We start from the raw sequence: 25,944 nt of genomic DNA, 5'->3' as shown, positions 1-25,944 counted from the left end.
GGCCCCCGCCGTCGTACGTCCGGCCCCGGCGGTTCCGGCCGGCCCGTGCGGTCGTACGTCCCCGGGGGACGGGGTACGGGCCGGGCGCGGCCGGTACAGCTTGAGGGGCGCCTACCTGTTGAGGGGCGCCTTCCCTCCGAAGGGCCCCGATTCCGCTGAGGGCGCCTTCCCGTCGGGGCGCCGTCCCGTTGCAGGGGATGCCGGGCTCGTTGCGGCGTGGATCAGGCGGGTCGCACCCCGCCGAGGGAACGGGCGGGGCCGGCCGCTCCGGGACCGGGCCGGGTGGCGGGTTTCACCCCGCTGCCGGAGCGGACCGGGTCCGGACCGGTTCTCTCAGCCGCCCAGGCCACCGCTGCCGAAGGACCCGCTGTGGGCGTTCGGACCGTGCTTGGGCCTGTCCTTGGGGCCCTTGCCGGTGCTGTGCGTGCTGTGGGTCCTCAGGTTGTACGGGAGGAGGCGTCCTCCGTCGTGGGGGAAGGAGTCCTCCCCGTCCTGCTCCCGGATCTCCTCCAGGTGCTCCCGGTGATCGGGCTGGTGTGGCTGTTCCTCGGGGCGCGGTGTGACGAGCTTCGCCCGTCTCCGTCCGTCCCTCCACATCGCCACGGTCAGGATGGTCACCAGGATCAGTCCGAAGACGATCATCACTCCGATCATGGTGTCTGCCTCCGTGCGGCTGGGTGGGATTCATGCCTCTGCCGCTATCCAGTGTCACTCCGGCGCGGATTTTCTGCCGTACTACAGTCGGCTCATGACCGCCACCGGCGATGAATCCGCTTCCGGCTCTGCCCCCGCCCCCTGTTCCGGATCCGGCTCCGCCCCCGATTCCGGCTCCGGCGATCTCCGTGAACGCTGGACGCGCGCTCTGGTCGCCGCGCGGCACCCCGGTCCGGAGGGCCCCGGCCCGGACGACACCGGCCGGGAGAGCCCTGATCCGGGCGGCCCCGATCCGCTGCCGTACGCCGAGAACCTCATCGCCCGCTGGGCCGAACCGCAGCGCCGCTACCACACCACCGCTCATCTGATAGCGGTCCTGGACCACATCGACACGCTCGACGCGTACGCCGCCGACCCCGATCTCGTACGTCTGGCCGCCTGGTTCCACGACGCGGTCTATCTCCCGGACCGCTCCGAGAACGAGGAGCGTTCGGCACGCCTCGCGGAACGGGCCCTTCCGGAGGCCGGTCTCTCCGCGTCCGCGACGGCCGAGGTCGCCCGGCTGGTCCGCCTCACGGTCACCCACGCCCCGGCCGCCCCCGACACCAACGGCGCGGTCCTGTGCGACGCCGATCTCGCGATCCTCGCCTCGGAGCCGGAGACATACGCCGGCTACGCCGCCGCCGTACGCGAGGAGTACGGCTTTGTGCCGGACGACGCCTTCCGCGCGGGCCGCGCCGCCGTGCTGCGCCGGCTCCTCGCTCTGCCGCGGCTGTTCCACACCCCCCACGGCGTCCGCGCCTGGGAGGAACGGGCCCGCCGCAATCTGACGGCGGAGCTGGACCTTCTCACCACCGGGTCCTGAGCCCGGCACATCGGCCCAACCAACCCCCGCCCCGGCACAGGGTATTGCGATTGTAGTGATCGCTCTATCCAGTGGAGTAAGGGGTCCCCGCGCGGGCGTCGGCGGGCGGCGCCTCTCCCGTACCGTCCCGGAACGCCCCGTACCGCTCCCGTACGTCCGACACTTCGGCGTCAGACCCTCCGGGAAAACGCATGCGGGTTCACCCCTGCTCCTGGGAATGCCAGGAACAATCGGACTGTTGCCGATGTCATGCCCGAATCCGTCGAATCTGCTGAATCCGCCTCCCGCAGCCGTATGCCCCTCGCCGTCTACATCCTCGGACTGTCCGTCTTCGCCCTCGGCACCAGCGAATTCATGCTGTCCGGTCTGCTGCCGCCCATCGCGGACGACATGGATGTGTCGATCCCCCAGGCGGGACTGCTGATATCCGCGTTCGCGATCGGCATGGTGATCGGCGCTCCCCTGCTCGCGGTGGCGACGCTGCGGCTGCCCCGGAAGGCGACGCTCATCGCGCTGATCTCGGTCTTCGGGGTGGGGCAGGTCGCGGGGGCGCTGGCTCCGACGTACGAGATCCTGTTCGTGTCGCGGGTCGTGAGCGCGTTCGCGTGTGCCGGGTTCTGGGCGCTCGGCGCGGCCGTCGCCATCGCGATGGTGCGGGTGAACCAGCGGGCGCGGGCGATGGCGGTGATGATCGGCGGACTGTCGATCGCGAATGTGCTGGGCGTGCCGGCGGGCGCGTTCCTCGGGGAGCAGTTGGGCTGGCGGTCGGCGTTCTGGGCGGTCGCCCTGGCGTCGGCGGTCGCGCTGGCCGGTGTGGTGACGCTGATTCCGCGTATCCCGCTGCCCGAGAAGAAGCCGCGGCTCAGGCAGGAGCTGTCGATCTACCGCGACCGCCAGGTGTGGCTCTCCATCGTGATCACGGCGCTCGCGGCGGGCGGGGTGTTCTGCGCGTTCTCGTATCTCGCGCCGCTGCTGACGGATGTCGCCGGGATCGGCGAGGGCTGGGTGCCGACGGTGCTGGGGCTGTTCGGGCTGGGCGCGCTCATCGGTACGACGGTGGGCGGCCGGGTCGCCGACGCGCACCTCTTCGGCGTGCTGCTGAGCGGGATCACCGCGTCGACCCTGTTCCTCACGGCCCTCGCGCTGTTCGCCACGGCGCCGGTGGTCACGGTGTCGCTCGCGTTCCTGCTCGGGTTCTCCGCCTTCTACACGGCTCCGGCGCTGAACGCCCGTATGTTCAATGTGGCGGGCGCCGCCCCCACCCTCGCGGGTGCGACGACCACCGCCGCCTTCAACCTGGGCAATACGGGCGGCCCCTGGCTCGGCGGCACGGTGATCGACGCGGACTTCGGCTTCGCGTCCACGGCCTGGGCGGGCGCGGGCATGATGCTGGTCGCCCTGGCCCTGGTGGCGGTCTCCCTGCGCCTGCACACCACGGCCTCCCGGGTGGTGACGGTCTCCTCACCCCTCCCGGCCACGGAACCGGCACCCACCAACCACCTCTGACGCCCGTCCCGACGCCTGTCCCGACTCGCCCGCCCCTGGTATCCGGGGAGGCGTTCCCGTGCCCTGCGGGCGGCTACGCGGGGCGTCCCTTCGGCCGCCGCAGCCCCGCGCCCACCAGCAGTCTGATCACCTCACGGCTGGGGACCTCCACCGCGCCCGCCGCCACCGCGGCCGCGTACCGGTGGGAGGGGATGTCGTAGTGGTCGCGCTCGAAGGCGCGGCGCGGGCAGCCGATCGAGGCGGCGAAGGCGTGGAGTTCCTCGTACGACGTATCGCTGATCAGGTGGGACCACATCCGGCCGTGGCCGGGCCACATGGGCGGGTCGATATAGACCGTCATCCGAGGGAGCCGACCCGGGCCACGACCACGCGCGCCTTGGCGCAGACCCAGTGGGGGTCCGCGCCCAGTTCCGGCTCGATGTCGAGCGCGTGGGGGTCCCCCGCGTCGCAGACCGGGCACAGGGGCCAGCGGCCGTGGTGTTCGAGGAGCGCGTCCTGGACGTCCTGGGCGACGAGACCCGTGACGAAGGCGACGCCTTCCGGCCACTGCCCCACCCACCAGCGGCGGTGGGTCAGCGACTCCTCGACCATGGAGACCACCTCGGCGTCCGCCACGTCACGCGCGGCCAGATCGGCGAGGACCAGGGCACGCGCCGTGTGCAGGGCCTGCTCGATGGGGTCGGCGTCGTCCATGGGGCCATTGTCCCGCACAGGCGTCCCCGGGGTGACGGGAGCACGATTCCTCCCGAACAGGGGTTGACCGGACAGTATGTTCGAAAATATCTTTCAGAATGTGAGCGAAACAGTGAAGGAAATTTTCGGCAACAAGGCCCCGCCCGCGCCCGCCGCCCTCGCCGCCAAGGTCCGGACGCTGAGCCCGTCCATGACCCGCTCCATGCAGCGTGTCGCGGAGGCCGTCGCCGAGGACCCCGCCGGCTGCGCCGCCCTCACCGTCACCGGTCTCGCCGAGCGCACCGGCACCAGCGAGGCCACCGTCGTCCGCACCGCCCGTCTTCTGGGTTACCCGGGGTATCGCGATCTACGCCTCGCGCTCGCCGGACTCGCCGCCCACCAGCTGTCCGGCGCCGCGCCGAGCGTCACCGCCGACATCGCCGTGGACGACCCGATCGGGGACGTCGTCGCCAAACTCGCGTACGACGAGCAGCAGACCCTCGCCGACACCGCCGCCGGGCTCGACACCGCCCAGCTCTCGGCCGTGGTCACGGCCGCCGCGACCGCCCGCCGTATCGACATCTACGGCATCGGCGCGTCCGCCCTGGTCGGGATGGACCTCGCACAGAAACTGCTGCGGATCGGCCTGATCGCGCATGCGCACTCCGACCCCCATCTCGCCGTCACCAACGCCGTACAGCTCCGGGCCGGCGATGTGGCCGTCGCGATCACCCACTCCGGCTCCACGGGGGATGTGATCGAGCCCCTCCGGGTCGCCTTCGAGCACGGCGCCACGACCGTGGCCATCACCGGGCGCCCCGACGGGCCCGTGACGCAGTACGCCGACCATGTGCTGACCACCTCCACCGCCCGCGAGAGCGAGCTGCGCCCGGCCGCCATGTCGTCCCGGACGAGTCAGCTCCTCGTCGTGGACTGTCTGTTCATAGGCGTCGCCCAGCGGACGTACGACACCGCCGCCCCCGCGCTCGCCGCCTCCTACGAGGCCCTCGCCCACCGGCACAGCCCCCGCGGCAACCGCTGACCCCGGCTTCCCGGCTCATATCCCCCGCACGGCACACGGGCAGGCACCCGGACACCTCATCAGGAAGGCGTGCTCCATGACCTCCACGTCACCCGCCTACGGCGAACTCCGCGCCCAGCTCAACACGCTCACCACCGAGGCGTTCCGGCCCGAGCTGGCCGACATCGACCGGCTGCCCACCCTGGAGATCGCCCGGATCATGAACGGCGAGGACCGGACCGTGCCCGGGGCGGTCGCCGGACAGCTGCCGCGGATCGCCGCCGCGATCGACGCGACGGCCGAGCGGATGGCGCGCGGCGGGCGTCTGATCTACGCGGGCGCCGGCACGGCCGGCCGGCTCGGCGTCCTCGACGCCAGCGAGTGCCCGCCCACCTTCAACACCGATCCCTCCGAGGTCCTGGGCCTGATCGCGGGCGGTCCGTCCGCGATGGTCGAGGCCGTCGAGGGGGCCGAGGACAGCGAGGAACTGGCCGACACCGATCTGGACGCCCTGGCGCTGTCCGCCGATGACACCGTGGTCGGGATCTCCGCCTCGGGCCGCACCCCGTACGCGGTCGGCGCGGTGCGGCACGCCCGGGCGCTCGGCGCGCTCACCGTCGGGCTGTCCTGCAACGCGGACAGCGCCCTCGCCGCCGCGGCCGAGCACGGCATCGAGGTCGTCGTCGGGCCCGAACTGCTCAGCGGCTCGACCCGGCTGAAGGCCGGTACGGCGCAGAAGCTCGTTCTGAACATGATCTCGACGGTCACGATGATCCGGCTCGGCAAGACCTACGGAAATCTGATGGTCGACGTCCGGGCGTCGAACGACAAGCTGCGGGCCCGTTCCAGAAGAATCGTTTCCTTCGCCACGGGCGCGACAGACGAGGAGATCGAGACGGCTCTCGCCGCGACCGACGGCGAGGTGAAGAACGCGATCCTCACGATCCTCACCGGCGTGGACGCGCCCACGGCCACGCGTCTCCTGGCGGAGTCCGGGGGCCATCTGCGGGCCGCGCTGCGATCGGCGGGGTGAGGGCCCCGCCGTCACGGACCGGTCAGGGGAGCCACCCTGCCCGTTCCCGGCCGGCGCCGCATCGGTCACGGGGTCCGGGCGCCCGCCTCGCCACCGCCGTACACCGCCCGCCTCGCCACCGCCGTACACCGCCCGGCCGCTCAGGCGCCCGGCTCGGCGGTCAGGTCCGCTTCCACGAGCTGCCCGGGGACGCTGAGGCGGGCCGTGACCAGGGGCCGATGAGGGTGGCTGGGCAACTTCAGCCGTGCGGGGGCAGTCGGCTCTGTCCTCGCCCTCTCAGCCCGCTCCCGCCGCGGACCGCAGATCCTTTATCGCGTATGTGATGCGGCGCGTCGCTCATGGCGTGAACGTGCGAGGTGATGGGCCGCACCGCCCCCGCCCCCGGCGCTGAGCGGAAGCCGACTGCACACCGGGATCAACTATCGGCGGCTTCCGGGCTCACCTCGGCGATACCCCCCTCACCGCCGTCCGTGCACGGCCCGCCTCGCCACGTACCACTCCTCGCCGACCGGCAGACCCTCCATGTTCCAGCTCCAGGACACGGTCGGGCTGATTCGCAGATATGTGCCCGGTCCCACCAGCCCCACCCGTTCGACCGGGCCCTCGGCCTCCCCGTAGACGCGGACGCCCCGCGCGATGAACGGCTCGAAGGACACATGGTCGTCGATGACCAGTGAGACCTTCCGCTGCCCCGCCCGCACATTGCGCATCTTCCGCGTCCTGGCCGCGCTCGGCCCGCCCCCGATCCAGAACCCCGTCCCGTCGAACTCGAAGGCGACCGGCACGACATCGGGCTGCCCGTCCCCGGACACGGTCGCGAAACGCGCGAGCGGCTGCGAGCCGATGTACGCGATCTCTTCGTCACTGAACGACATGGCGTCTCCCTGCTGACTGCCCCGGCCGGCGCCGACGGCCCCCCACCGTCTACACGACCCGCCCCCGGCCCCCGCACCGACGCGCCCGCCCCGGGCACCCCGGGCTCGGCTCGCGCCCCGCCCCAGGGGAAGGCCGGCGGAAGGCAGCGCTCCGGGAGCACACCCACCACCCACACGGATGAAGCCGTCCCGGTGCCGGATATCCGGACGGATCCCCCCGGACCGACCGTCCCCGGGAGCCGTCCGCCCCCGCGCCCCGGGCGGGTTCCGGGGCGCCCGTCCTCCCCCGTACGGGCCCGGTGCGGCGGCTGCCCCGGGCCCGGGGGCGGGTCAGCCGCGGGCCTTGTGGAGGGCCGCGGCCAGACGGAGGGCCGTGTCGAGATTGCAGCGGCCCAGGTCGATCAGCGGATGCGGGTCGTCGCGCGCCAGCGAGACCGGATCCACATTCAGCGACGGCAGCTTCACGCCCATCTCGCCCAGCTCGGTCCGCAGTTGCTCGACAACCTCCTCGACCGCCCGCAGCCGCTCCGCCGCTCGCACCGCCATGGGTCAGGCACCTCCACGCTGAGTACTTCTGTTATCTACACAGCGTGTCCAAGATCTGGCTAGCCTGAACAGTCACGGCGACTGGACAGCCCCATCTGTACGAGCGGGAGTTGATCATGGCTGTACCGAAAGACCCCGATCCTTCCCAGTCCCTGAGGGTGATGCTCGGCTCGGAGTTACGTCACGCACGCCTGGAGGCCGGGCTGAGCCAGGAGGCCGTGGGGGAACCCCTGTTCGTCAGCGCGTCGTACATCGCCAAGCTGGAGAACGGCACCCGGCGGATGCCCCATGAGATGGCGTGCCAGTTCGACGAGATGTTCAGGACGAACGGGTTCTTCGCACGCAACTGCGTGGTGGCGAACCGCTCCAAGTACCCCGACCACTTCGCCGAGGCGGCCGACGCGGAAGCCATCGCGACGAAGATCAAGCAGTACGCGCCCCTGCTGATCCCGGGGCTGCTGCAGACGGAGGACTACGCACGGGCGGTGTTCCGCGCCCACCACCCGACCGCGACGGACGACGCGATCAACCGGCTGGTCACCGCCCGGATGGAACGGGCCCGTATCCTCGGCGATCCGGCGACCCCGCTGGTGTGGATGGTCCTGGACGAGGCCGCGCTGCGCCGTCAGGTCGGCGGGGCCGGGGTGATGGCGAGGTCGATCCAGCATGTGGCGAAGCTGGCGCGGGCCAACCGGGTCATCGTGCAGGTGCTGCCGTTCGCGGCCGGGTGCCATGCCGCCATGGAGGGGCTGCTCAAGCTGATGTCCTTCGAGGACGCGCCGCCGCTGAGCTATATCGAGGGTCCCGGGGCGGGCCATCTGGAGGACGATCCGGCCACCGTCGCCCGCCATGAGCTGACGTACGAACTGATCACCGCCAGTGCGCTGCCACCGCGTGAATCACTGGCACTGATCGAATCCGTCGCAGAGGAGTACGGAAATGAAGCTCAGCTCTGAACACACCGGAAACACGGCGCTGCACACCGGAAACACGGCGCTGTGGCGCAAGTCCACCTACAGCGGCGGCAGTGGAGGCGACTGTCTGGAGGTCGCGGTCGGCGCGGTCGGCGCCGGGTGTCCGGATGTCGTGCCCATACGGGACTCCAAGCGGCCCGGCGGGCCGGAGCTGGTGTTCCGGGCCACCTCGTGGTCGGGCTTTCTCGCCGGTCTCAAGGCGGCCAGGACCTCACGGTCGTGACGCCGACCTGCGTACGCCCGACGTTCCGCGCATCGCGCCGGGCTCCGGGACGGAGCTGTGCGTTTGACATGCGGGGGACGGATGACAAGGTGGTGAGGGGGCGACGTGTTCAGGGGGGCCGTCCGTAGGGAGGCCCGGTATGGCATGTGGTACGTCATGGCGATCCACAGCGTTGCAGCTACCGCTCAGGCTCACCACCGGCGTGTTCTTCCTCCACTCCGGACTGTCGAAACGCGGCGCCGACGAGGCCACCGCCAAGGGCTTGCAGGAGTTCGCCGGCATCACCTATCCCTTCCTCACCAAGCTCGACGCCCAGCGGTTCGCCCGGCTCCTGTCCACCGGGGAGTTGGCCATCGCCGCCGCGCTGCTGGTGCCGGTGGTGCCCGCGGCGGTCGCGGGGGCCGCGCTGACCGCGTTCTCCGCCGGAACGCTCGGGCTGTATCTGCGCACGCCGGGCATGCGGGAAGAAGGCGGCCTGCGCCCCACCGAGCAGGGCATACCGCTGGCCAAGGACCTCTGGATGCTGGGCATCGGCATCGCTCTCGTCGTCGAGGGCGTGACCGGGCGCCGGTGATCCGCGCCGGTCGCGCACGCCCTGGAACCGTGCCCTGTGACCCGCGCCCTTGATCGGTGTCCTTGATCTGCGCCCTTGATTCGGTGTCCTTGACCCTTGCCGTTGCTCCGGGCCCTTCAACCGGGCCCGTGCTCCGAGCCCTCGCACCGAGCCCTTGAACCGCACATCGCCCACCGCCGGCCCGCGGCCCCTCACGGTGCCGTACCGGCTGAAGGACCGGTGGGCCGAGGGAGCTCCCATGGCCACGACCAGATGGTTCTTCGAGCCCGGCCATTCGGGCGCGGAGTTCCGTGCCCGGCACATGATGATCAGCTATGTGCGCGGGCAGCTCAAGAACATACGGGGGTCACTGGAGGTCGATCCCGACGAGCCGGAGAAGGCCCGTGTGGAGGCGGCGATCGACGCGGCCCGGGTGTACACCGGTCAGCCTCAGCGCGACGACCATCTGCGCAGTACCGACTTCTTCGATGTCGAGCACCACCCGGTGTGGACGTTCGCCGGGTCGGGCGTCCGTCAGGTGAGTGCGAACGAGTTCGAGGTCACCGGAGACCTCACCGTACGCGGGGTGACGCGTTCCGTGACCTTCGAGGTCACGTATCTGGGGCAGTGGGACACCCCCTGGTGGGAGGACGGCCGGGACCTCGGCCCCAGGCGGCGCGCCGGGTTCACCGCCAGGACCCGGATCAACCGCCATGACTTCGGGGTGAGCTGGAACGACGTGGTCGAGCGGGGCGGCGTGGTCGTCAGCGCCATGGTCGATGTCGTGGTCGACATCGAGGCCGTCCTGGACACGGGACCCGAGGAGCCGCCTGAGCACGGGACCTGAGGCACCGCCGGGACACAGAAAACACGGTGGCCCGGATCTGCGCCCGCCTGGGGTTCCGCCCGGCCGGCACCACTCTTCTGATCGCCAATCAGCCCGCGCGGTCGTAGCACGCGCGGTCCCGTGCCGACTCGACCGCGCGGTCGTAGCACGCGCGCCTCCCGTGCCTACTCGGCGACGCCGTGCCACAGAACACCGGCGGCGCGTCCATTCCCGCCACTTCGGGTGCACCGGCCGAAATAAGCGGTACGGCACCTCTCTTTCCGCGATTTCCCGGCCATGACCCGGGAAATCGCTAGGTCGATAATTCCACCGCCGGAACGCCTTTGAGCCGGGGCGTTTTTCACCGTGCCGCCACCCGGTCGCGCGAAGAAGCCGCCACCCGCAGGGCGTGCCCCGGGCCGGAGTTCGTCCTGTTCACGGACCGCGAGAACCGCTTCTCACGGCCGTCCGAGCCGCTTCACAGAACCGCCCGAGCCGCGTCCCGCGGGCGACGCCTGTATCCGCGTAACCCTCCGAAGAAGAAAATCACTTGCCGGAGACGGGTCGAACGCTGGATATTCCTGCGGCTGTCACATAGAACACTTGCAGCACACCGCTATCGTGGTGTGATCAGCGATCCGGCTCTCTCGCCCGATCGCTCGCGGCCCGCCGTGTCTTGGCGCGCCGCCCTTGATGACCTGTGGGGGGTCCCTTGACGCGTTCAGCGCGCAGACTGCCGTACGCCCTGGTGCGTACGGCGGCCGTATTCGTCCTCTCGGCGGGGGTGGCCGTACCCGCCGTCGTGATGGCACCGAACGCCTTCGCGGCGACCGCGGTGTCGTTTGTCACCACCAACGACCGAGGGCAGCTCGTGGTCGGGCTGCCGGACAACACCTACTGGGTGAAGGTGGACGTCCTGGCTTCCGGCGAGCCGGGCGCGGCCGTGCTGGCGAGCACCGACCGGATGGTCCGCGTGGGCTACTCCAACCCGAGCAACCCGGCCGGCTGGGCGACCGAGACGCCCATCAGGCTCCCCGAGGGAACGCCGTACGGCGACTACCCGGTGAGCATCTCGTACCACGTACCCAACGAGGCCGCCCAGGAACGGAAGTTCGGGACGTTCGCCTACAAGCTGCACACCGGGGTCTCCTCTCTCGCGTACGACCGCGAGAGCACCGACTTCGACAACCGGGCGGTCGTCGCCTCCGGCAAGGTGACGACGTTCGACCCGGCCACCGGCATCAGCGGACCGGCTCGCGCGGGCACCGAGGTCAAGCTGACGCTGACCCTCAACGGCCGCAAGTACCCGCGGCCCAAGGTGGAAACCGCGGTCACCGGCGCGAACGGGACGTTCTCGCTGCCGGTGACCCCGGACGCGGAGATCCAGTACAGCAAGGCCGAGGTCGTCAAGAGCGCCGACACCGAGCCGAAGCATGAGGTGCCCTTCCCCACCTCGGTGGGGGTGAAGCCCACGACGGTCCGGATCGCCGCGGACACGGACAGGCTCAGGGTGCACAAGGGCGCGCCCTTCACGGTGACGGGCAAGGTCGAGCGGCTCACCAACGACGGCTGGCGGCCCTTCGCGGGCGCGCCGGTCGTGTCCTCGATGAAGTCGCCCGTGCACTGGGACTACTTCGGCGAGAGCCCGGTCGGTACGGGCACTTCGGCGGCCGACGGCACCTTCGCCTACACGGCGCGCGCCACCGTCCCGGGTACGGTCCACACCTCCGTGGAGCAGTCCGACTACGTCACCAAGGCGCATGACACCGCCGCCATCGCCGTCCCGGCCGCGTTCTCGTACGTCAACGTCAAGTACAGCCTCGACGAGTTCGGCAGGATCTCGACGACCGGCCAGGCCAAGGGCGCGGAGTGCGCGGGTGAGAAGTTCCACCTCCAGTACTCGGCCGACGGCGTCAAGTGGAAGAGCATGGTCGTCGGGTCCGCCAACTACGCAGGCTCCGGCACCTGCTCGTTCAGCCTCGCCGCCCAGGGTTACGTCGCCGCCTACTACCGGATCTACCACCCCGAGTCGAACGGGCTGGTCCAGCTGGCCTCCAAGGCCTCGTTCCAGTACCGGTACGTGACCCGGTTCAGCTCCGCCACGTACTCGTCCACCCGCCCCAGGGTGAACAGCACGATCACCGCTTCCGGTGCGCTCCAGCGGTATGTCAACGGCAAGTGGCGCGCCTTCCCGAACCCGAAGCTGATGGTCCTGTTCAAGCCCAAGGGCGACCCGCAGTGGTACTGGGTCGCCAAGGGCAGGGCCAACAGCAACGGCGTGTACTCCATCAAGGCGAAGGTCTACGGGGACGGCCACTGGGCCATGGTGATCGAGCCGACTCCGGGGCACTTCTACACCGAGACGAAGGCGACCTACATCGATGCGCGCTGACACCACCAACCGCCGGCGCGTCAGACTCTCGGTCGTCGCCTCCGCCGCCGCCCTCGCCCTGGCGGGCACCGCCGCCACCGCCGCTCCCGCGGTCGCGGCGGAGCCCCCGACGCCCCGGATCGGGGCGGCGATCACCGGCAGCGAGCGCGGCACGTTCAACGTGAGCGTGGTGACCGCCACGGGCGTCGGGATCGAGTCCGTCTCGGCGAAGGTCCGCTCGGACGAGTCGACCGTCGTCGCCGAGGTACCCCGGCTCACCGAGACCTCCCGGGACTCGGGCGACTACGGCTTCCCGCTCGGTGCCGATCCGCTCAAGCTGGTGGAGGACGCGGGCACCATGCCCGCCCTCGGCGCGTACGCGATCGATGTGACGGTCACCGACGCCCTGGGCAGGACGACCACGCGGAAGGACGCGGGCACGCTGAACTTCACGCTGGAGCCGACGATCACCGGTCTGACGTTCGGCACACCGGCGTGGGACGACCTCAACGCACGGGCACAGGGCAATCTGGTGGGAATCCAGCCCGGTTCCGGTGATCTCGTGCCGCTGCCCGGTCCGGGCAGGGAGGTGGAGATCACCCGTGTGGCACCGCACGGCGTCCATACGGCGAGCGTCGACGACCAGGGCCGGTTCGCCGCTGTCATCCCGGTCTCCCGGCAGTACTCGGACTTCGACGTCAGGTTCTCCGAGCACAGCGAGACGGTCGACGGAAGCGTCCTCAGCCGCGGTGAGCCCGCGCCGGTCGCGACCCGTGCGATGACGCTGACGGGAGACGCCGACAAGGACCGGGTCCTGCCCGGTGAGAAGGTGACCATCAGCGGCCGGGCGCTGTTCGACGGCGTCCCCGCCGCGAACACCGAGGTGCGGGTGGGCTTCGCCCAGTACGGCACTCCCCAGCCTCTCGGCCGGCAGACCGTGACCACGGACGCGGACGGACGCTACAGCGCCGTGGTCCCGGGCGTGTCCTCCATGGGCTACAACGGCTGGGCCGTGGTTCCGGCCAACCCGTTCGTCATCGGCCTGGCCACGGGTCCGCTGGCGCTCCCCAACGAGGTCTCCCTGCGGTCGAGCGTGTCCATGGCCGGCGACGGCTATGTCACGGCGAACGGGTCGCTCCGCGGCACGTTCCGGACCGACCAGTGGGACAGCGTGCCGTACGGGCATCAGAAGGTGCAGCTCCAGCACTCGGCCGACGGCAGGACGTGGAAGGCCGTGAAGACCGGCGACGTCCTGGTCGGCAGGGAGTCGTGGACGCCCTTCCAGCTGAGGCTGAAGGGGCTCAACGGCTACTACCGGGTGGTCGCCGTCACCAGTGACGACTTCGCGGGCGCGACCGGTCCGGTCACCCGGCTCTCGCGCACCGCGACCCGGATCACCGGTGTCAACGCGGTTCCGGAGCCGATCCGCAAGGGCGCGGTGATCACCGTCACCGGCGCGCTGAGCGAGAAGTCGGGGGCTACCTACCGGGCTCTGCCCAGGCAGCGGGTGGCGCTGGTGGTCAAGTGGAAGAACAGCAGCAAGTGGTCGGTCGCGGCCTGGGGTACGACGGATTCCAAGGGCCGGGTCTCGCTGAGGGCGAAGCCCTCCATGGACGGCACCTGGACGATCCAGTACACCGCTGACGCCACCCACTTCGACTCGATCGGCACGGGCGACTTCGTCGACGTGCGCTGACCGTGTACGTCCGCTGACCGACCGGGCGGGACCGCGGTGACCGCGGTTCCCGCCGGGGGGGGGCGGGCGACGACCACCTCGCAGTCGTGGCGACCTCCCAGCCCTCGGGACCGCAGTCTGGACAGCAGGGGTCGCGGTCCGACGGGGGTCACCGTCAAGGTCCGGTCGGGCCGGGGACCGGTAGCCGCTGCGGTCCGTCCGGACCGCTCGCGGTCCCGCTCTCGGGTCCGGTTGCGACTGCGGCTGCGGCTGCGGCCGAGGACCCGGCGACGGCGACCGGAACGCAGGGGGCCCGCGGTTCCCGCCGCGAGGTCGGGCGGCTGCGGCCTGGACGACAGGGGGTCGCGGTCCGACGGGGGTCACCGTCAAGGTCCGGTGCGGCCGGGGACCGGTAGCCGCTGCGGTCCGTCCGGACCGCTCGCGGTCCCGCTCCCGGGTCCGGTTGCGACTGCGGCTGCGGCTGCGGTCGATGGCCCGGCGACGGCGACGGCCACCAACCCTGCCCCGGCCGACGGCCGGCCACCGTGGACTGCGGTCACCGCGGCAACGGTGATCCGGGTACGCCCACGGCCGTGGCCGTCGCCCCGGCCGGGGCCACCGTCAAGGTCCGGTCCGGCCGGGGTCAACCGTAACGCCGAAGGGCGGCACCCCCCTGGGAGTGGGGGTGCCGCCCTTCGTATGTACTGCGGTACTGCGGGTCACGCCATGGTCCGCTGATCCGGGAAGGATCAGAAGTCCATGTCACCGCCCGGCATGCCGCCCGGGGCGGCCGCGGCGGCCTTCTCCGGCTTGTCGGCGATGACGGCCTCGGTGGTGAGGAACAGCGCGGCGATCGACGCGGCGTTCTGCAGCGCCGAGCGGGTCACCTTCGCCGGGTCGAGGATGCCCTCGGCGATCATGTCCACGTACTCGCCGGTCGCGGCGTTGAGGCCGTGACCCGGGGTGAGGTTGCGGACCTTCTCGACGACGACGCCGCCCTCAAGACCGCCGTTGACGGCGATCTGCTTGAGCGGGGCCTCCAGCGCGAGCTTGACGGCGTTGGCACCGGTGGCCTCGTCGCCGTCCAGCTCCAGCTTCTCGAAGACGGAGGATGCCTGGAGCAGGGCGACGCCACCGCCGGCGACGATGCCCTCCTCGACGGCCGCCTTCGCGTTGCGAACGGCGTCCTCGATGCGGTGCTTGCGCTCCTTCAGCTCGACCTCGGTCGCGGCACCGGCCTTGATGACGGCGACGCCGCCGGCCAGCTTCGCGAGGCGCTCCTGGAGCTTCTCACGGTCGTAGTCCGAGTCGGAGTTCTCGATCTCGGCGCGGATCTGGTTGACCCGGCCGGCGACCTGGTCGCTGTCCCCGGCACCGTCGACGATGGTGGTCTCGTCCTTGGTGATGACGACCTTGCGGGCGCGGCCGAGCAGGTCCAGGCCCGCGTTCTCCAGCTTGAGGCCGACCTCCTCGGAGATGACCGTGCCGCCGGTGAGGATGGCGATGTCGTTCAGCATCGCCTTGCGGCGGTCACCGAAGCCCGGGGCCTTGACGGCGACGGACTTGAAGGTGCCGCGGATCTTGTTGACGATCAGCGTGGACAGGGCCTCGGCCTCGACGTCCTCGGCGATGATCAGCAGGGGCTTGCCCGACTGCATGACCTTCTCCAGCAGCGGGAGCAGGTCCTTGACCGAGGAGATCTTGGAGTTGACGACCAGGATGTACGGGTCGTCGAGCGCGGCCTCCATGCGCTCCATGTCGGTCGCGAAGTACGCCGAGATGTAGCCCTTGTCGAAGCGCATGCCCTCCGTCAGCTCAAGCTCCAGACCGAAGGTCTGGGACTCCTCGACGGTGATGACGCCTTCCTTGCCGACCTTGTCCATGGCCTCGGCGATCAGCTCGCCGATCTGGACGTCGCCGGCGGAGATGGAGGCGGTGGAGGCGATCTGCTCCTTGGTCTCCACATCCTTGGCCTGCTCCAGCAGGGCACCGGAGACGGCCTCGACGGCCTTCTCGATGCCGCGCTTCAGGGCCATGGGGTTGGCGCCGGCCGCGACGTTGCGCAGGCCCTCGCGTACGAGCGCCTGGGCGAGGACGGTCGCGGTGGTCGTACCGTCACCGGCGACGTCGTCCGTCTTCTTCGCGACCTCCTTGACCAGCTCGGCGCCGATCTTCTCGTACGGGTCCTCGAGCTCGATCTCCTTGGCGATGGACACACCATCGTTGGTGATCGTGGGGGCGCCCCACTTCTTCTCGAGAACGACGTTACGGCCCTTGGGGCCAAGGGTGACCTTGACGGCGTCGGCGAGCTGGTTCATCCCGCGCTCGAGACCGCGCCGTGCCTCCTCGTCGAACGCGATGATCTTTGCCATGTGAAGTGTCCTCCACGGACTGGGGTCGGAAGCTCAGGGACCGCGCTGGCGCCCGCGACGGACGGCCTGCCGCACCGGGTGACTCCTTGCGCCACTGCGGCGGGCGGGCCTCACCGACCCGGTCCTCGGTAGCACTCTCACTCGTAGAGTGCTAACGCCAATGATTAGCACTCGGCACCTGTGAGTGCAAGCGGCTGAGGTGACACGGCTCCCCGTCTCCCCCTCCCGGGGGCTCGCGCCGGGAGGCGGCACCGGAAGCACGGCTCTCCGGACATCGGAGGGGGCCGCATGCGCAGGAAACGGGCCATACCCGCACAAAAGCTGCCGACGCACGGAAGGGGCAGCCGTACGGAGGGGCCAGCCGTACGAGCCCGTCACACGGAGGGGGCAGCCGTACGGGCCCGTCATACGGAAAGCGCACGGGCGCACGCGTGTGGGGTCCGCATCCCGTCGGGGATGCGGACCCCACATGCGTGAAGCGCGTCGGAAGCCGCGCGTCCGGGATCGGGACTCAGACCGCGAGCTTGACCATGTCGGCCTGCGGGCCCTTCTGTCCCTGCGAGATCTCGAACTCGACTCGCTGACCCTCTTCCAGGGTGCGGTACCCGTCCATCTGGATGGCGCTGTAGTGGACGAAAACATCCGCACCACCGTCGACCGCGATGAAGCCGTAGCCCTTCTCCGCGTTGAACCACTTGACGGTGCCCTGAGCCATGCCTAACTCCCCTATTACTGGCCCTTGCACAGGACCGCACCTCGCGGACCCGGGTCATACCTCACGCCGGAACGCGTCGACCGCGGCTGAATGTATCTGCCCAACTGCCCTCTGCAACAGGTCAATCGGACGAGAATTCCTGGAACCTACGATCGGGTAATTGGTCTGAATTCAAGAAATTCCGGGGCAAATCAGGCCGAACAAAGGACACTTACGAGACAAAACGATGGCCCACTTTGGCTGCTTCTTATCGCGGCCGGGCGCATTCTCGTGGGCGGGCGGCGCGGGCGGTGAAGGGGCGTTCCCCAACTGTAGCGCGCTCAACCATGCAGAATTGCCCCCTCCGGATGTCTCACGGAGGGGGCAATCGCAATGACTCTGCGTAAATAACACTTCGTCAGCCGGACCCGGCCGGGGTGAGGTCGACGGGGCGGCGTCGACCGGGTGGACCGGGGCGGGCCCGGATCGTGGGGTGGGCGAGAGCGTGCCCGGAGCGACGGGGCGGGGCCGACGGCCCGACCCGGCTGGGCAGGATCGACCGGGATGACCCGGTGGGACCCGGGCGGGAGGCCCGCCGGGCGGGCCGGCCGGACTCCGGCGGCCTGACCCGGCCGGACCACGCGGGGCTCAGCCCGCCGGGACCCGGCCACCGGGACCAGGGCGGCCAGACCTGAGCTACGAGGGCCCGCCGGGCGGACCGGCCGGACCCGGCCGGGGCGGAACCGACGGGGCGGACCGGCCGGATCCCGGCGGGATCAGTCCGGCCGGGCGGGGTCCGGCGCCAGGTGGGGCCGGAAGGGACCCGGCCCGGCGGACCCGGGCGGCCCCGGCCGAGACCCGGCGGGCTCAGGACGGCCCGGCGGACCGGGCCCCGTCCGCGAGGCACCCCGCGGGGCCTCCGGCCCTCTCGGGGCTCAGCCGCCCGCGACCGCCGGGATGATCGAGATCCCCGCGCCATCGGGCGTCACCGTCTCCAGCCCCTGCTCGAAGCGGACGTCGTCGTCGTTGACGTACACGTTCACAAAGCGACGCAGCTTCCCCTGGTCGTCCAGGACGCGCGCGGCGATACCGGTGTGGTTCTTCTCCAGGTCGGCGATGACCTCGGCGAGGTTGGCGCCCTCGGCGGCGACCTCGGCCCGGCCGCCGGTGTATGTGCGCAGGATGGTCGGGATGCGGACCTTGACGCTCATCTTCGGATCTCCCAGGGGTTATTGGTTGGCCAGGCCCGCGGCGCGAAACGCGTCCAGACTCGGGCGGATGGTCGCCGTGGGACCGGCGGTGGGCGCTACCGCGTCCAGGGTCTTGAGGCCGTCGCCGGTGTTGAGGACGACGGTGGTGAGGGCCGGGTCGAGCACGCCCGCGTCGAGCAGCTTCCTGGTGACCCCCACGGTCACCCCGCCCGCGGTCTCCGCGAAGATGCCCTCGGTCCGGGCGAGCAGCTTGATCGCCTCGACGACCTGCTCGTCGTCGACGTCCTCCACCGCGCCGCCGGTACGGCGGGTGATGTCCAGGACATAGGGGCCGTCCGCGGGGTTGCCGATGGCCAGCGACTTCACGATGGTGTCGGGCTTGACCGGGCGTACGACGTCATGGCCGGCCTTGTAGGCCGCGGAGACCGGGGAGCAGCCCTCGGCCTGAGCTCCGATGATCTTGTACGGGCGGTCCTCGACCAGCCCCAGCCCGATCAGCTCCTGGAGCCCCTTGTCGATCTTGGTGAGCTGGGAGCCGGAGGCGACGGGGATGACGATCTGGTCGGGGATGCGCCAGCCGAGCTGTTCGCAGATCTCGTACGCGAGGGTCTTGGAACCCTCGCCGTAGTACGGGCGGAGGTTGACGTTGACGAAGCCCCAGCCCTCGCCGAGCGGGTCGCCGATCAGCTCGGAGCAGAAGCGGTTCACATCGTCGTAGGTGCCCTCGATACCGACCAGCTCACCGCCGTAGACCGCGGCCATGACGACCTTGCCCTGCTCCAGGTCGTGCGGGATGAAGACGCAGGAGCGGAAGCCGGCGCGGGCCGCGGCGGCGCCGACGGCGCCCGCGAGATTGCCGGTGGAGGAGCAGGAGAGGGTGGTGAAGCCGAAGGCGCGGGCGGCCTCGACGGCGATGGCGACGACCCGGTCCTTGAAGGAGTGCGTCGGGTTGCCGGAGTCGTCCTTGACGTACAGACCGCCGGTGACGCCCAGTTCGCGGGCGAGGTTGTCGGCCTTGACGAGCTGGGTGAAGCCGGGGTTGATGCCGGGCTTGTCCGCCACATCGGCGGGTACGGGCAGCAGGGGCGCGTAACGCCAGATGTTCTCCGGGCCGGCCTCGATGCGCTTGCGGAGTCCCTCCGGGTCGCCGACCGGCAGGTCGTACGCGACTTCCAGAGGGCCGAAACAGGAGGCACAGGCGAAGATCGGGCCGAGTGGGAAGCGCTTGCCGCATTCGCGGCACGAGAGGGCGGCCGCGGGTCCGAGATCGAGGGAGGTGGTGCTGGTGCCGGTCTGCACAGCCATGGAGGCGAGGCCCTTTCTCCTCATCTTCCTCATGACGCATCTCGCCATGAGACGGATTTGGCACCTTCCCTAGCCGGGAGCCTCGCGGCGCTGACGCACCGAACGTGCTGTCGCGACGGAGACCGGCTGGAGGGTTGCCGGGGCTTCAACGGGCCGTTTCCCTCTGCCCCTCTGGATGAGCGGTATTCGATTGTGGGTTTCGATTTTCGATTATGGGTTTCGGTTGGGTGTTTCGATTGTTGAACTGTTGAACGCCGGACCCCCGGCATGCGACGGTCAGGCGCGTTGTTCAAGACTGTAACCGAAGGTCCGGACGGTTGAGATAGTCGTCCGAACCGCGAGATGGATCACACAGAGTACCCGGAGAGTCGAACGTGCTCGATGAAGTGGAGCGCTGGCTGGCGTCGCGCTCGTGGTCGGCGGCCGACCGCCCGCCCGCCCGGCTGACGGCCGCCAAGGCCGCGCGGGGCACGACCGTGAGCGTCGTGCTGCCCGCCCTCAACGAGGAGGCGACGGTCGGTGACATCGTCACCGTGATCCGCCGGGAGCTGATGGAGGCGGTGCCGCTCGTCGACGAGCTGGTGGTGATCGACTCGGGCTCCTCCGACCGTACGGGGGAGGTGGCCGCGGCGGCGGGCGCGCGGGTGGTCCACCGGGACGCGATCCTGCCCCGGATACCCGCCCTGCCCGGCAAGGGCGAGGTGCTGTGGCGCTCGCTGCTGGTGACCCGGGGTGACGTCGTCTGCTTCGTCGACGCCGATCTGCGGGACTTCTCCGCCGACTTCGTCTCCGGGACCGTCGGACCGCTGCTGACCGATCCGGGGGTGCAGTTCGTCAAGGCGACCTACGACCGTCCGCTCGGCGATCTCGACGGTCAGGGCGGCCGGGTGACCGAGCTGGTGGCCCGTCCGCTGCTGAATCTGCACTGGCCGCTGCTCGCCGGGTTCGTCCAGCCGCTCGGCGGCGAGTACGCGGCCAGGCGCTCACTGCTGGAGCGGCTGCCGTTCCCCGTCGGCTACGGGGTGGAGCTGGGGCTGCTCGTCGACGCGCTCCACACGGTGGGCCTCGACGCCCTGGCGCAGGTGGACGTGGGCTCGCGCAAGCACCGCCACCAGGACGGCCGGGCGCTGGGCCGGATGGCCGCGGCGATCTACCGGACCGCGCAAGTGCGGCTCTCGCGCGGGCACTTGGTACGGCCCGCTCTGACCCAGTTCGAGCGCGGCGGGGACGGCTTCGTGCCGAGGACGCACCCTGTGGACACGGAGGAACGCCCGCCGATGCGCGAGATCGGTGAGTATGCGGCGCGTCACGCCGCATAACCGGGAAGTTGTCCCATATGTAGCTGAATATCCTATGTATGGCTTTTCAACGCCCTCGGAGGGCTCTGCGCCGCGCGCTGCGGCTCACCCTCGTCCTCGGCACACTCGTCCTCAGCACCCTCGTCCTCAGCACGCTCGTCCTCGGCACTCTCGCCCTCGGCGGAGTGGCCACCGCCGCCGGCGCACCGCCCGGCGCGCTGCCCCCGGCCCTGGCCCCGGCCGACGAGGGCCATGGCACGGAGCAGCTGTGGCTGCTCGGTGGGCTCGGGTTCGCGCTGGCCGCCGCCGGGGCCGTCGCGCTGGCCGCGGCACGCTCCCGGAGCGGTCGTGCCGGCGCCGGCACGCTCCCGGGGCGGCCTCGGCCGGGGCGGCACGCGGTCGGCGCAATGAGTGACCGACGGCACGCCGAGTGGCGCCGTACTCGCGTTTGAGCGGTTGCGGGACGGGCTAGGTTCGGCACATGGTCTCCGAGCCCCCCGCAGCCCCGGCCCGCGCCCGGGTCCTCGTCGCGTCCAACCGCGGCCCCGTCTCGTACACGCTCAACGACGACCACACCCTGGACGCCCGGCGCGGCGGCGGCGGACTGGTCTCCGGTCTCTCCGCGATCGGCTCGGACGCCGACTCCCTGTGGGTGTGCTCCGCGCTCGGCGCGGGCGACCGCGAGGCCGTGCGGCGCGGGGTCGGCGAGCCGGGTGTGCTGATGCTCGACATCGACGAGGCCGTCCACTCCGACGCGTACAACGGCATCGCGAACTCGGTGCTCTGGTTTGTCCACCACATGCTCTACCAGACTCCTCTGGAGCCCGTCTTCGACGAGGACTTCCGGCATCAGTGGCGCTCGTACGAGAGCTACAACCGGTCCTTCGCCCAGGCCCTGGCCGATCACGCGGAGGACGGCGCCGCCGTGCTGGTGCAGGACTACCATCTCGCGCTGGTGCCCGGGATGCTCCGGGAACTGCGGCCCGATCTGCGGATCGGGCACTTCTCGCACACTCCCTGGGCGCCCGTCGACTACTTCCGTCTGCTGCCCGACGACATCGCCGAGCAACTGCTGCGCGGCCTCCTCGGCGCGGACCGCACCTGCTTCCTGACCCGTCGCTGGGCCGAGGCGTTCACCGCGTGCTGTACGGAACTGCTGGGCCACGACGCCCTCAAGGGCACCCGGATCGGGGTGCACGGGCTCGGAGCGGACGCGGACTTCCTGCGCGAGCGCGCGCACCGGCCGGATGTGGAGGAGCGGATCACCGCCCTGCGCGAGCAGATCGGCTCCGGCCGCCGGACGATCGTGCGCGTCGACCGCACCGAACTGTCGAAGAACATCGTGCGCGGGCTCCTCGCCTACCGCCAGCTGCTGAGGTCCCGGCCCGAGTGGCGCGAGCAGGTGGTGCATGTCGCCTTCGCCTATCCGTCCCGCCAGGACCTGGCCGTCTACCGCGAGTACACGGCCGAGGTCCAGCGGGTCGCGGACGAGATCAACGAGGAGTACGGGACGGACGGCTGGACCCCCGTCGTCCTCCACGTCCGGGACGACTTCGCCCGCTCGCTCGCCGCGTACCGCCTCGCGGACGTGGCCCTCGTCAACCCGATCCGCGACGGGATGAACCTCGTCGCCAAGGAGATCCCGCTCGTCTCGGACCACGGCTGCGCGCTGGTCCTGTCCCGGGAGGCGGGCGCGTACGAGGAACTCGGCGAGGACTCCGTCACGGTCAATCCGTACGACGTGAGCGGCACCGCCGACGCGCTGCACGAGGCCCTGACCATGCCCGACGCGGAACGCTCGCACCGCTGCCGGCGACTCGCCGCCGCGGCGACCGCGCTGCCGCCCCAGCGCTGGTTCCTGGACCAGCTGGAGGCGCTGACCTCATAGCCGGGGCGGGCCCCGCCGCACGGCGGGTGCCGCCGTGTGCTTCCGCCGCCGTTTCTCCTTTCCCCGTTTCTCCTTTCCTCCTTTCCCCGTTTCTCCGTTCCTCCGTTCCTCCGTTCCTCGTTCCCCGTTCCCCGGAACCTCCCCGCGCCCCCAGGTCCTCGATAAGGGGAGACCGCCCATCCGAGGGCGGACGGGGAGTGGTCGGCGGATGAGGGACGGCAGGGACGATGCCTTCACGGCGTTCATGGACGCGCGCTACCGCTCGCTGCTGCGTACGGCCACGCTGCTGACCGGCGGCGGGTCCAGGGCCGAGGACCTCACCCAGGAGGCCCTGCTGCGGACCTACCGCGCCTGGCACCGGATCGGCCGGGCCGAGGCCGCGGAGGCGTATACCCGGACCACGATGGTCCGGCTGCTGGTCAAGGACCGGCGCCGGCGCTGGAACGGCGAGATCCCCGCCGAGCAACTGCCCGAGACCCCGCTGCCCGGCTCGGAGGACCAGCTGGTGACCGGGGTCGCCGTCCGCGAGGTGCTGCGGACCCTTCCGGCTTCCCAGCGGGCCGTACTCGTCCTGCGCTACTACCACCAGCTCAGCGAGAAGGAGATCGCCGATGTGCTGGGGTGCTCCCCCGGCACGGTCAAGAGCCGGGCCGCGCGGGGGCTGGCCGCCCTGCGGGAAGCCGGTCTCGTCGCCCCCGCCCCCGAAAGGAGTGCCGCCCATGGCTGACCGGCTTCCGGAGCCGCCCGGGCATCCCGGGTCCAACCGCTTCCCGGAGTTCCCTGACGGCTCCGGCCGCTTCGACCACCCCGATTCCACCGAGTTCCACGAAGAGGAGCACCTGAGGATGTTGTTCTCCCGCGCCGCCGAACCGACCGACAGGGCCCCCGCGCCGGGGTCGGCGTTCACCGCCCGCGCCCGGCGCGGACTGACGCGACGGCGGCTGGCGGTGGTCGGCACCACGGCCGCCGCTCTCATCACCGCGACCACCATCACCGCCCTGAGCGCCGACACCGGCAAGGGCGGAGAGGCGACCTTGCCGGCCGCGGAGCAGAAGTGCCTTTCGGACACGGTCCAGAAGCTGAAGAGGCTGGAGATGGGGGGCTCTGCCACCCTGTACGGAAGCTTCCGGAACGAAAAGTCCCCGGCGCAGAAGGGCAAGCCGGGCTCTTCATGGAGCGCGCTCTACGAGGGCACGGTCTGGTCGACGGAAGCGCCTTACCCCACGAAAAGGTGGGAAAAGGTCGAGCTGAACCTCAGTTCGCCCCCGAAGGACGGCCGGTACCTGATGAATGTGTTTCTGGAAGATACCGGGGGCACGCAGGGGAGTAGTGTCCGGGTACTGCGGTTCAGCAATCCCGTCCTGCCACTCAGCGCCGACAACAAGGTCCTGCTGACCTGCGCCGCCGGCGGGACGATGACCGTCGACCTGAAGACCCTGCGGGCCGCGGGCGCCTGAGCCCGGTCGTCCCGTCTCGTCCCGCTCTTGTGTCGTCCCGTCCCGTCTCCGTTCCGTCCGGGCGACGGCGGCCCCGGGCCGGGCCCGGTCCGTAGTGCGGGACTACAGATGGTCCGCCAGGTCCGCCAGGAACTCCACGACCGCCGACGGGCCCGCCAGCAGCAGATCGGCACGTTCCGCCAGCTCCGTGACCTCCGTGCTGCCGCTGCACACCAGGAGTCCGGGGATCCCGTCCGAGCGCAGCTTCTCCACGGCGGCGTAGGCGGGCAGATCGCCCAGGTCGTCACCCGCGTACAGCACGGCCCGCGCGTCCACTTCCCGTACGTACTCGGCAAGCGCGACGCCCTTGTCCATGCCGGGCGGGCGGAGTTCGAGGACCATCCGCCCCGGCTCCAGGACCAGACCGTGGCGGGAGGCGAGCGTGGCGAGCGGCTCGCGCAGCGCCTCGAACGCGGCCTGAGGGTCGGACGCCCGGCGGGTGTGGACCGCGACCGCCTGGCCCTTCTCCTCGATCCAGGTGCCCTGCCAGGCCCCGATGCGGTCGAGGAAACCGGGCAGTTCGGCGCGGACGGCGGCGACGCCCGGGGGCGGGGCGGGGGTGTTCACCGTGCCGGTGACCGCGTCCCAGCGCTCGGAGCCGTAGTGGCCGAGCACCACCAGATGGTCCAGGCCCCCGACCCCGGCGAAGCCGCCGTGGCGGACCGCGACCCCGGCGGGGCGTCCCGTGACGACGGCGACGGACGCGACCTTCGGCGCGAGGCGCGCGAGCGCGGGGACCGCGCCCCGGTGGGCGCGGGCCTGCTCGGGGTCCGGGACGATCTCGGCGAGGGTGCCGTCGAAGTCCAGCGCGACGACGGTCCGGGAGGGCCGGGCCAGGATCGCGGCGAGACCGTCACGGCCGGCGGGAGTCGACGGCGTCGGGAGGGGACGCGCCCTCGGGCCGTCCGGGAACTGCGGGGAGTACGGGGAGCTGCCCATGGCTCCGACCCTATCGGCGCCCGCGTTTGGCGTCTCTCACCCGGCGGAGCCTGTTGACGGTGACCGGGTCGTGGGCGAGGGCGCGCTCGTCGTCCAGGAGGGCGTTGAGGAGCTGGTAGTAGCGGACCGGGGAGATGCCCAGCTGCTCCCGTACGGCCCGCTCCTTGGCCCCGGGCCCTGGCCAGGAACGCCGCTCCATGGCCAGGACGCCCCGGTCCCGCTCGGAAAGCCCGGCGAGCCGCCGCCCGGTGGGCTCGGCCTGCTCGGGGCGGACCGGCCCGGTGGCTTCTGGGCCGGTGGATTCTGGGCCGGTGGGCGCGGGCCCGGCACCCGTGAGGTCCGGCTCCCCGGCCTCGGGGCGGGTGGCTTCGGGACCGGTGGGCCGGGCGGGTTCGGAAACGGTGGTCCCCGCATCAGCCGGCTCGGGGCGGATCGACCCGGTGGGGCCGGTGGGTGCGGGCTCGCTGGTTTCCGTGAGTCCGGGCCCCCGGGCCTCGGGTTTCCCGGGCGCGGGCCCGGTAGGCCCTGTGGGCGACGACCCGGCGGGCTCGCCGCCCGGTGGGGCGGGTGCGGCGGGCTCCTGGGCGGTCATACGTCCACGATATCCGGGCGCCCCCGGCAGTACCGGCGGCCGGGCTCCCTTCCCCTTCACCCCATGGACCTGGCGGCTGAGCTGAGGAGGGGCCTGTGCCCATCCTTCCCTTCACCGGTTGGGCCAGTGATCCGAAGGAGGCTTGCGCCCCGGTGGGTGAGTGAACGAGGGCCTGTGCCCTGTCCCTTCACCCGTTGGGCCTGGCCCTGCGCCCCGGTGGCTGAGCGAACGAGGTCCCGCACCCTTTCCCTTCACCCCAGGTGCCTGGCGAGTGAGCCGAAGGGGGCCGTGGGTGTCGAAAGGGAGAACGCGCGGAGGCCGCGAGGAACGAGTGGTCGAGCACGATCGACCGTCG

General features: G+C 71.1%; 26 protein-coding genes and 1 riboswitch. Of the genes, 15 read left to right on the top strand and 11 right to left on the bottom strand.

The window, feature by feature from the left end:
- Positions 1 to 333: 333 nt before the first annotated feature.
- Positions 334 to 654, bottom strand: coding sequence for a DUF6479 family protein (locus ACIBCM_RS14080; protein ID WP_399242774.1), 321 nt, complete (start codon positions 652 to 654; stop codon positions 334 to 336).
- A 94-nt stretch (positions 655 to 748) separates the two neighbouring features.
- Here ACIBCM_RS14080 and ACIBCM_RS14075 point away from each other — a divergent pair, with 94 nt between their 5' ends.
- Together ACIBCM_RS14075 and ACIBCM_RS14070 are read left to right on the top strand one after the other, a co-directional pair.
- A complete protein-coding gene (locus ACIBCM_RS14075) occupies positions 749 to 1,519 on the top strand; it encodes a hypothetical protein (RefSeq protein ID WP_399242772.1) in 771 nt (256 codons plus the stop codon).
- A 294-nt stretch (positions 1,520 to 1,813) separates the two neighbouring features.
- Entirely contained in the window at positions 1,814 to 3,025 is a 1,212-nt protein-coding gene (locus ACIBCM_RS14070; RefSeq protein WP_399243309.1) for a Cmx/CmrA family chloramphenicol efflux MFS transporter, read from the top strand.
- 73 nt (positions 3,026 to 3,098) lie between these two features.
- Here ACIBCM_RS14070 and ACIBCM_RS14065 read toward each other — a convergent pair whose 3' ends face one another.
- Together ACIBCM_RS14065 and ACIBCM_RS14060 are read right to left on the bottom strand one after the other, a co-directional pair.
- Positions 3,099 to 3,365, bottom strand: coding sequence for a DUF4031 domain-containing protein (locus ACIBCM_RS14065; RefSeq protein WP_399242770.1), 267 nt, complete (start codon positions 3,363 to 3,365; stop codon positions 3,099 to 3,101).
- Entirely contained in the window at positions 3,362 to 3,718 is a 357-nt protein-coding gene (locus ACIBCM_RS14060; protein ID WP_399242768.1) for a hypothetical protein, read from the bottom strand. Before ACIBCM_RS14060 ends, ACIBCM_RS14065 begins: the two co-directional genes overlap by 4 nt.
- Positions 3,719 to 3,818: 100 nt before the next feature.
- On the opposite strand from ACIBCM_RS14060, the gene ACIBCM_RS14055 reads away from it, so the two are divergent.
- On the top strand, positions 3,819 to 4,739 hold the full coding sequence (locus ACIBCM_RS14055; protein WP_399242766.1) for a MurR/RpiR family transcriptional regulator: 921 nt from the start codon (positions 3,819 to 3,821) through the stop codon (positions 4,737 to 4,739).
- A 76-nt stretch (positions 4,740 to 4,815) separates the two neighbouring features.
- The gene (gene murQ / locus ACIBCM_RS14050; protein ID WP_399242764.1) at positions 4,816 to 5,751 is read left to right on the top strand and encodes an N-acetylmuramic acid 6-phosphate etherase; all 936 of its coding nucleotides are present in this window, start codon (positions 4,816 to 4,818) and stop codon (positions 5,749 to 5,751) included.
- A 458-nt stretch (positions 5,752 to 6,209) separates the two neighbouring features.
- Here murQ and ACIBCM_RS14045 read toward each other — a convergent pair whose 3' ends face one another.
- Both ACIBCM_RS14045 and ACIBCM_RS14040 read right to left on the bottom strand, forming a co-directional pair.
- Positions 6,210 to 6,626 carry a PPOX class F420-dependent oxidoreductase gene (locus ACIBCM_RS14045; protein ID WP_399242762.1) on the bottom strand — a complete coding sequence of 139 codons (417 nt, stop codon included), beginning with the start codon at positions 6,624 to 6,626 and terminating at the stop codon, positions 6,210 to 6,212.
- Positions 6,627 to 6,956: 330 nt separating this feature from the next.
- Positions 6,957 to 7,172 (bottom strand): hypothetical protein, encoded by a 216-nt coding sequence (locus ACIBCM_RS14040; RefSeq protein WP_399242760.1) that lies wholly within the window; start codon positions 7,170 to 7,172, stop codon positions 6,957 to 6,959.
- A gap of 116 nt (positions 7,173 to 7,288) precedes the next feature.
- On the opposite strand from ACIBCM_RS14040, the gene ACIBCM_RS14035 reads away from it, so the two are divergent.
- The 6 genes from ACIBCM_RS14035 (at position 7,289) to ACIBCM_RS14010 (ending at position 13,815) form a co-directional block, all read left to right on the top strand.
- On the top strand, positions 7,289 to 8,128 hold the full coding sequence (locus ACIBCM_RS14035; protein ID WP_399242758.1) for a helix-turn-helix domain-containing protein: 840 nt from the start codon (positions 7,289 to 7,291) through the stop codon (positions 8,126 to 8,128).
- The gene (locus ACIBCM_RS14030; protein WP_399242756.1) at positions 8,112 to 8,369 is read left to right on the top strand and encodes a DUF397 domain-containing protein; all 258 of its coding nucleotides are present in this window, start codon (positions 8,112 to 8,114) and stop codon (positions 8,367 to 8,369) included. The genes ACIBCM_RS14035 and ACIBCM_RS14030 overlap by 17 nt, the downstream gene beginning before the upstream one ends.
- A 172-nt stretch (positions 8,370 to 8,541) precedes the next feature.
- Positions 8,542 to 8,943, top strand: coding sequence for a hypothetical protein (locus tag ACIBCM_RS14025; protein WP_399242754.1), 402 nt, complete (start codon positions 8,542 to 8,544; stop codon positions 8,941 to 8,943).
- A 238-nt stretch (positions 8,944 to 9,181) separates the two neighbouring features.
- Entirely contained in the window at positions 9,182 to 9,769 is a 588-nt protein-coding gene (locus ACIBCM_RS14020) for a YceI family protein (RefSeq protein WP_399242752.1), read from the top strand.
- Between the two features lie 691 nt (positions 9,770 to 10,460).
- Positions 10,461 to 12,140, top strand: coding sequence for a hypothetical protein (locus tag ACIBCM_RS14015; protein WP_399242750.1), 1,680 nt, complete (start codon positions 10,461 to 10,463; stop codon positions 12,138 to 12,140).
- Entirely contained in the window at positions 12,130 to 13,815 is a 1,686-nt protein-coding gene (locus ACIBCM_RS14010; protein ID WP_399242748.1) for a hypothetical protein, read from the top strand. Before ACIBCM_RS14015 ends, ACIBCM_RS14010 begins: the two co-directional genes overlap by 11 nt.
- 728 nt (positions 13,816 to 14,543) lie before the next feature.
- Here ACIBCM_RS14010 and groL read toward each other — a convergent pair.
- The 4 genes from groL to thrC all read right to left on the bottom strand — a co-directional run bounded on the left by groL (position 14,544) and on the right by thrC (position 19,376).
- The gene (gene groL / locus ACIBCM_RS14005; RefSeq protein ID WP_399242746.1) at positions 14,544 to 16,166 is read right to left on the bottom strand and encodes a chaperonin GroEL; all 1,623 of its coding nucleotides are present in this window, start codon (positions 16,164 to 16,166) and stop codon (positions 14,544 to 14,546) included.
- A gap of 511 nt (positions 16,167 to 16,677) precedes the next feature.
- Positions 16,678 to 16,881 (bottom strand): cold-shock protein, encoded by a 204-nt coding sequence (locus ACIBCM_RS14000; RefSeq protein ID WP_005315736.1) that lies wholly within the window; start codon positions 16,879 to 16,881, stop codon positions 16,678 to 16,680.
- A 914-nt stretch (positions 16,882 to 17,795) separates the two neighbouring features.
- Positions 17,796 to 18,071 (bottom strand): MoaD/ThiS family protein, encoded by a 276-nt coding sequence (locus ACIBCM_RS13995; protein WP_399242744.1) that lies wholly within the window; start codon positions 18,069 to 18,071, stop codon positions 17,796 to 17,798.
- Positions 18,072 to 18,089: 18 nt separating this feature from the next.
- Positions 18,090 to 19,376 carry a threonine synthase gene (gene thrC, locus ACIBCM_RS13990; RefSeq protein WP_399242742.1) on the bottom strand — a complete coding sequence of 429 codons (1,287 nt, stop codon included), beginning with the start codon at positions 19,374 to 19,376 and terminating at the stop codon, positions 18,090 to 18,092.
- A 17-nt stretch (positions 19,377 to 19,393) separates the two neighbouring features.
- A riboswitch (SAM riboswitch) is annotated at positions 19,394 to 19,558 on the bottom strand.
- A gap of 192 nt (positions 19,559 to 19,750) precedes the next feature.
- Between thrC and ACIBCM_RS13985 the strand changes: the two genes are divergently transcribed.
- The 5 genes from ACIBCM_RS13985 (at position 19,751) to ACIBCM_RS13965 (ending at position 24,019) form a co-directional block, all read left to right on the top strand.
- Positions 19,751 to 20,695: a glucosyl-3-phosphoglycerate synthase gene (locus ACIBCM_RS13985; RefSeq protein ID WP_399242740.1), complete on the top strand. Its 945-nt coding sequence runs from the start codon at positions 19,751 to 19,753 to the stop codon at positions 20,693 to 20,695.
- A gap of 38 nt (positions 20,696 to 20,733) precedes the next feature.
- Positions 20,734 to 21,126: a hypothetical protein gene (locus tag ACIBCM_RS13980; protein ID WP_399242738.1), complete on the top strand. Its 393-nt coding sequence runs from the start codon at positions 20,734 to 20,736 to the stop codon at positions 21,124 to 21,126.
- Positions 21,127 to 21,155: 29 nt separating this feature from the next.
- A complete protein-coding gene (locus ACIBCM_RS13975) occupies positions 21,156 to 22,562 on the top strand; it encodes a trehalose-6-phosphate synthase (protein ID WP_399242736.1) in 1,407 nt (468 codons plus the stop codon).
- Between the two features lie 208 nt (positions 22,563 to 22,770).
- On the top strand, positions 22,771 to 23,289 hold the full coding sequence (locus ACIBCM_RS13970) for a SigE family RNA polymerase sigma factor (protein WP_399242734.1): 519 nt from the start codon (positions 22,771 to 22,773) through the stop codon (positions 23,287 to 23,289).
- Positions 23,282 to 24,019: a hypothetical protein gene (locus tag ACIBCM_RS13965; protein WP_399242732.1), complete on the top strand. Its 738-nt coding sequence runs from the start codon at positions 23,282 to 23,284 to the stop codon at positions 24,017 to 24,019. Before ACIBCM_RS13970 ends, ACIBCM_RS13965 begins: the two co-directional genes overlap by 8 nt.
- A 102-nt stretch (positions 24,020 to 24,121) precedes the next feature.
- On the opposite strand, the gene otsB is transcribed toward ACIBCM_RS13965, so the two are convergent.
- Positions 24,122 to 24,997, bottom strand: a complete 876-nt coding sequence (gene otsB / locus ACIBCM_RS13960; RefSeq protein WP_399242730.1) for a trehalose-phosphatase — start codon at positions 24,995 to 24,997, stop codon at positions 24,122 to 24,124.
- Positions 24,998 to 25,007: 10 nt separating this feature from the next.
- Entirely contained in the window at positions 25,008 to 25,430 is a 423-nt protein-coding gene (locus ACIBCM_RS13955; RefSeq protein ID WP_399243307.1) for a DUF3263 domain-containing protein, read from the bottom strand.
- Positions 25,431 to 25,944: the final 514 nt, after the last annotated feature.

Source organism: Streptomyces sp. NPDC051018, from assembly GCF_044456085.1.
Lineage (GTDB): Bacteria > Actinomycetota > Actinomycetes > Streptomycetales > Streptomycetaceae > Streptomyces.
This window is presented reverse-complemented; position numbering and strand designations above follow the sequence as displayed.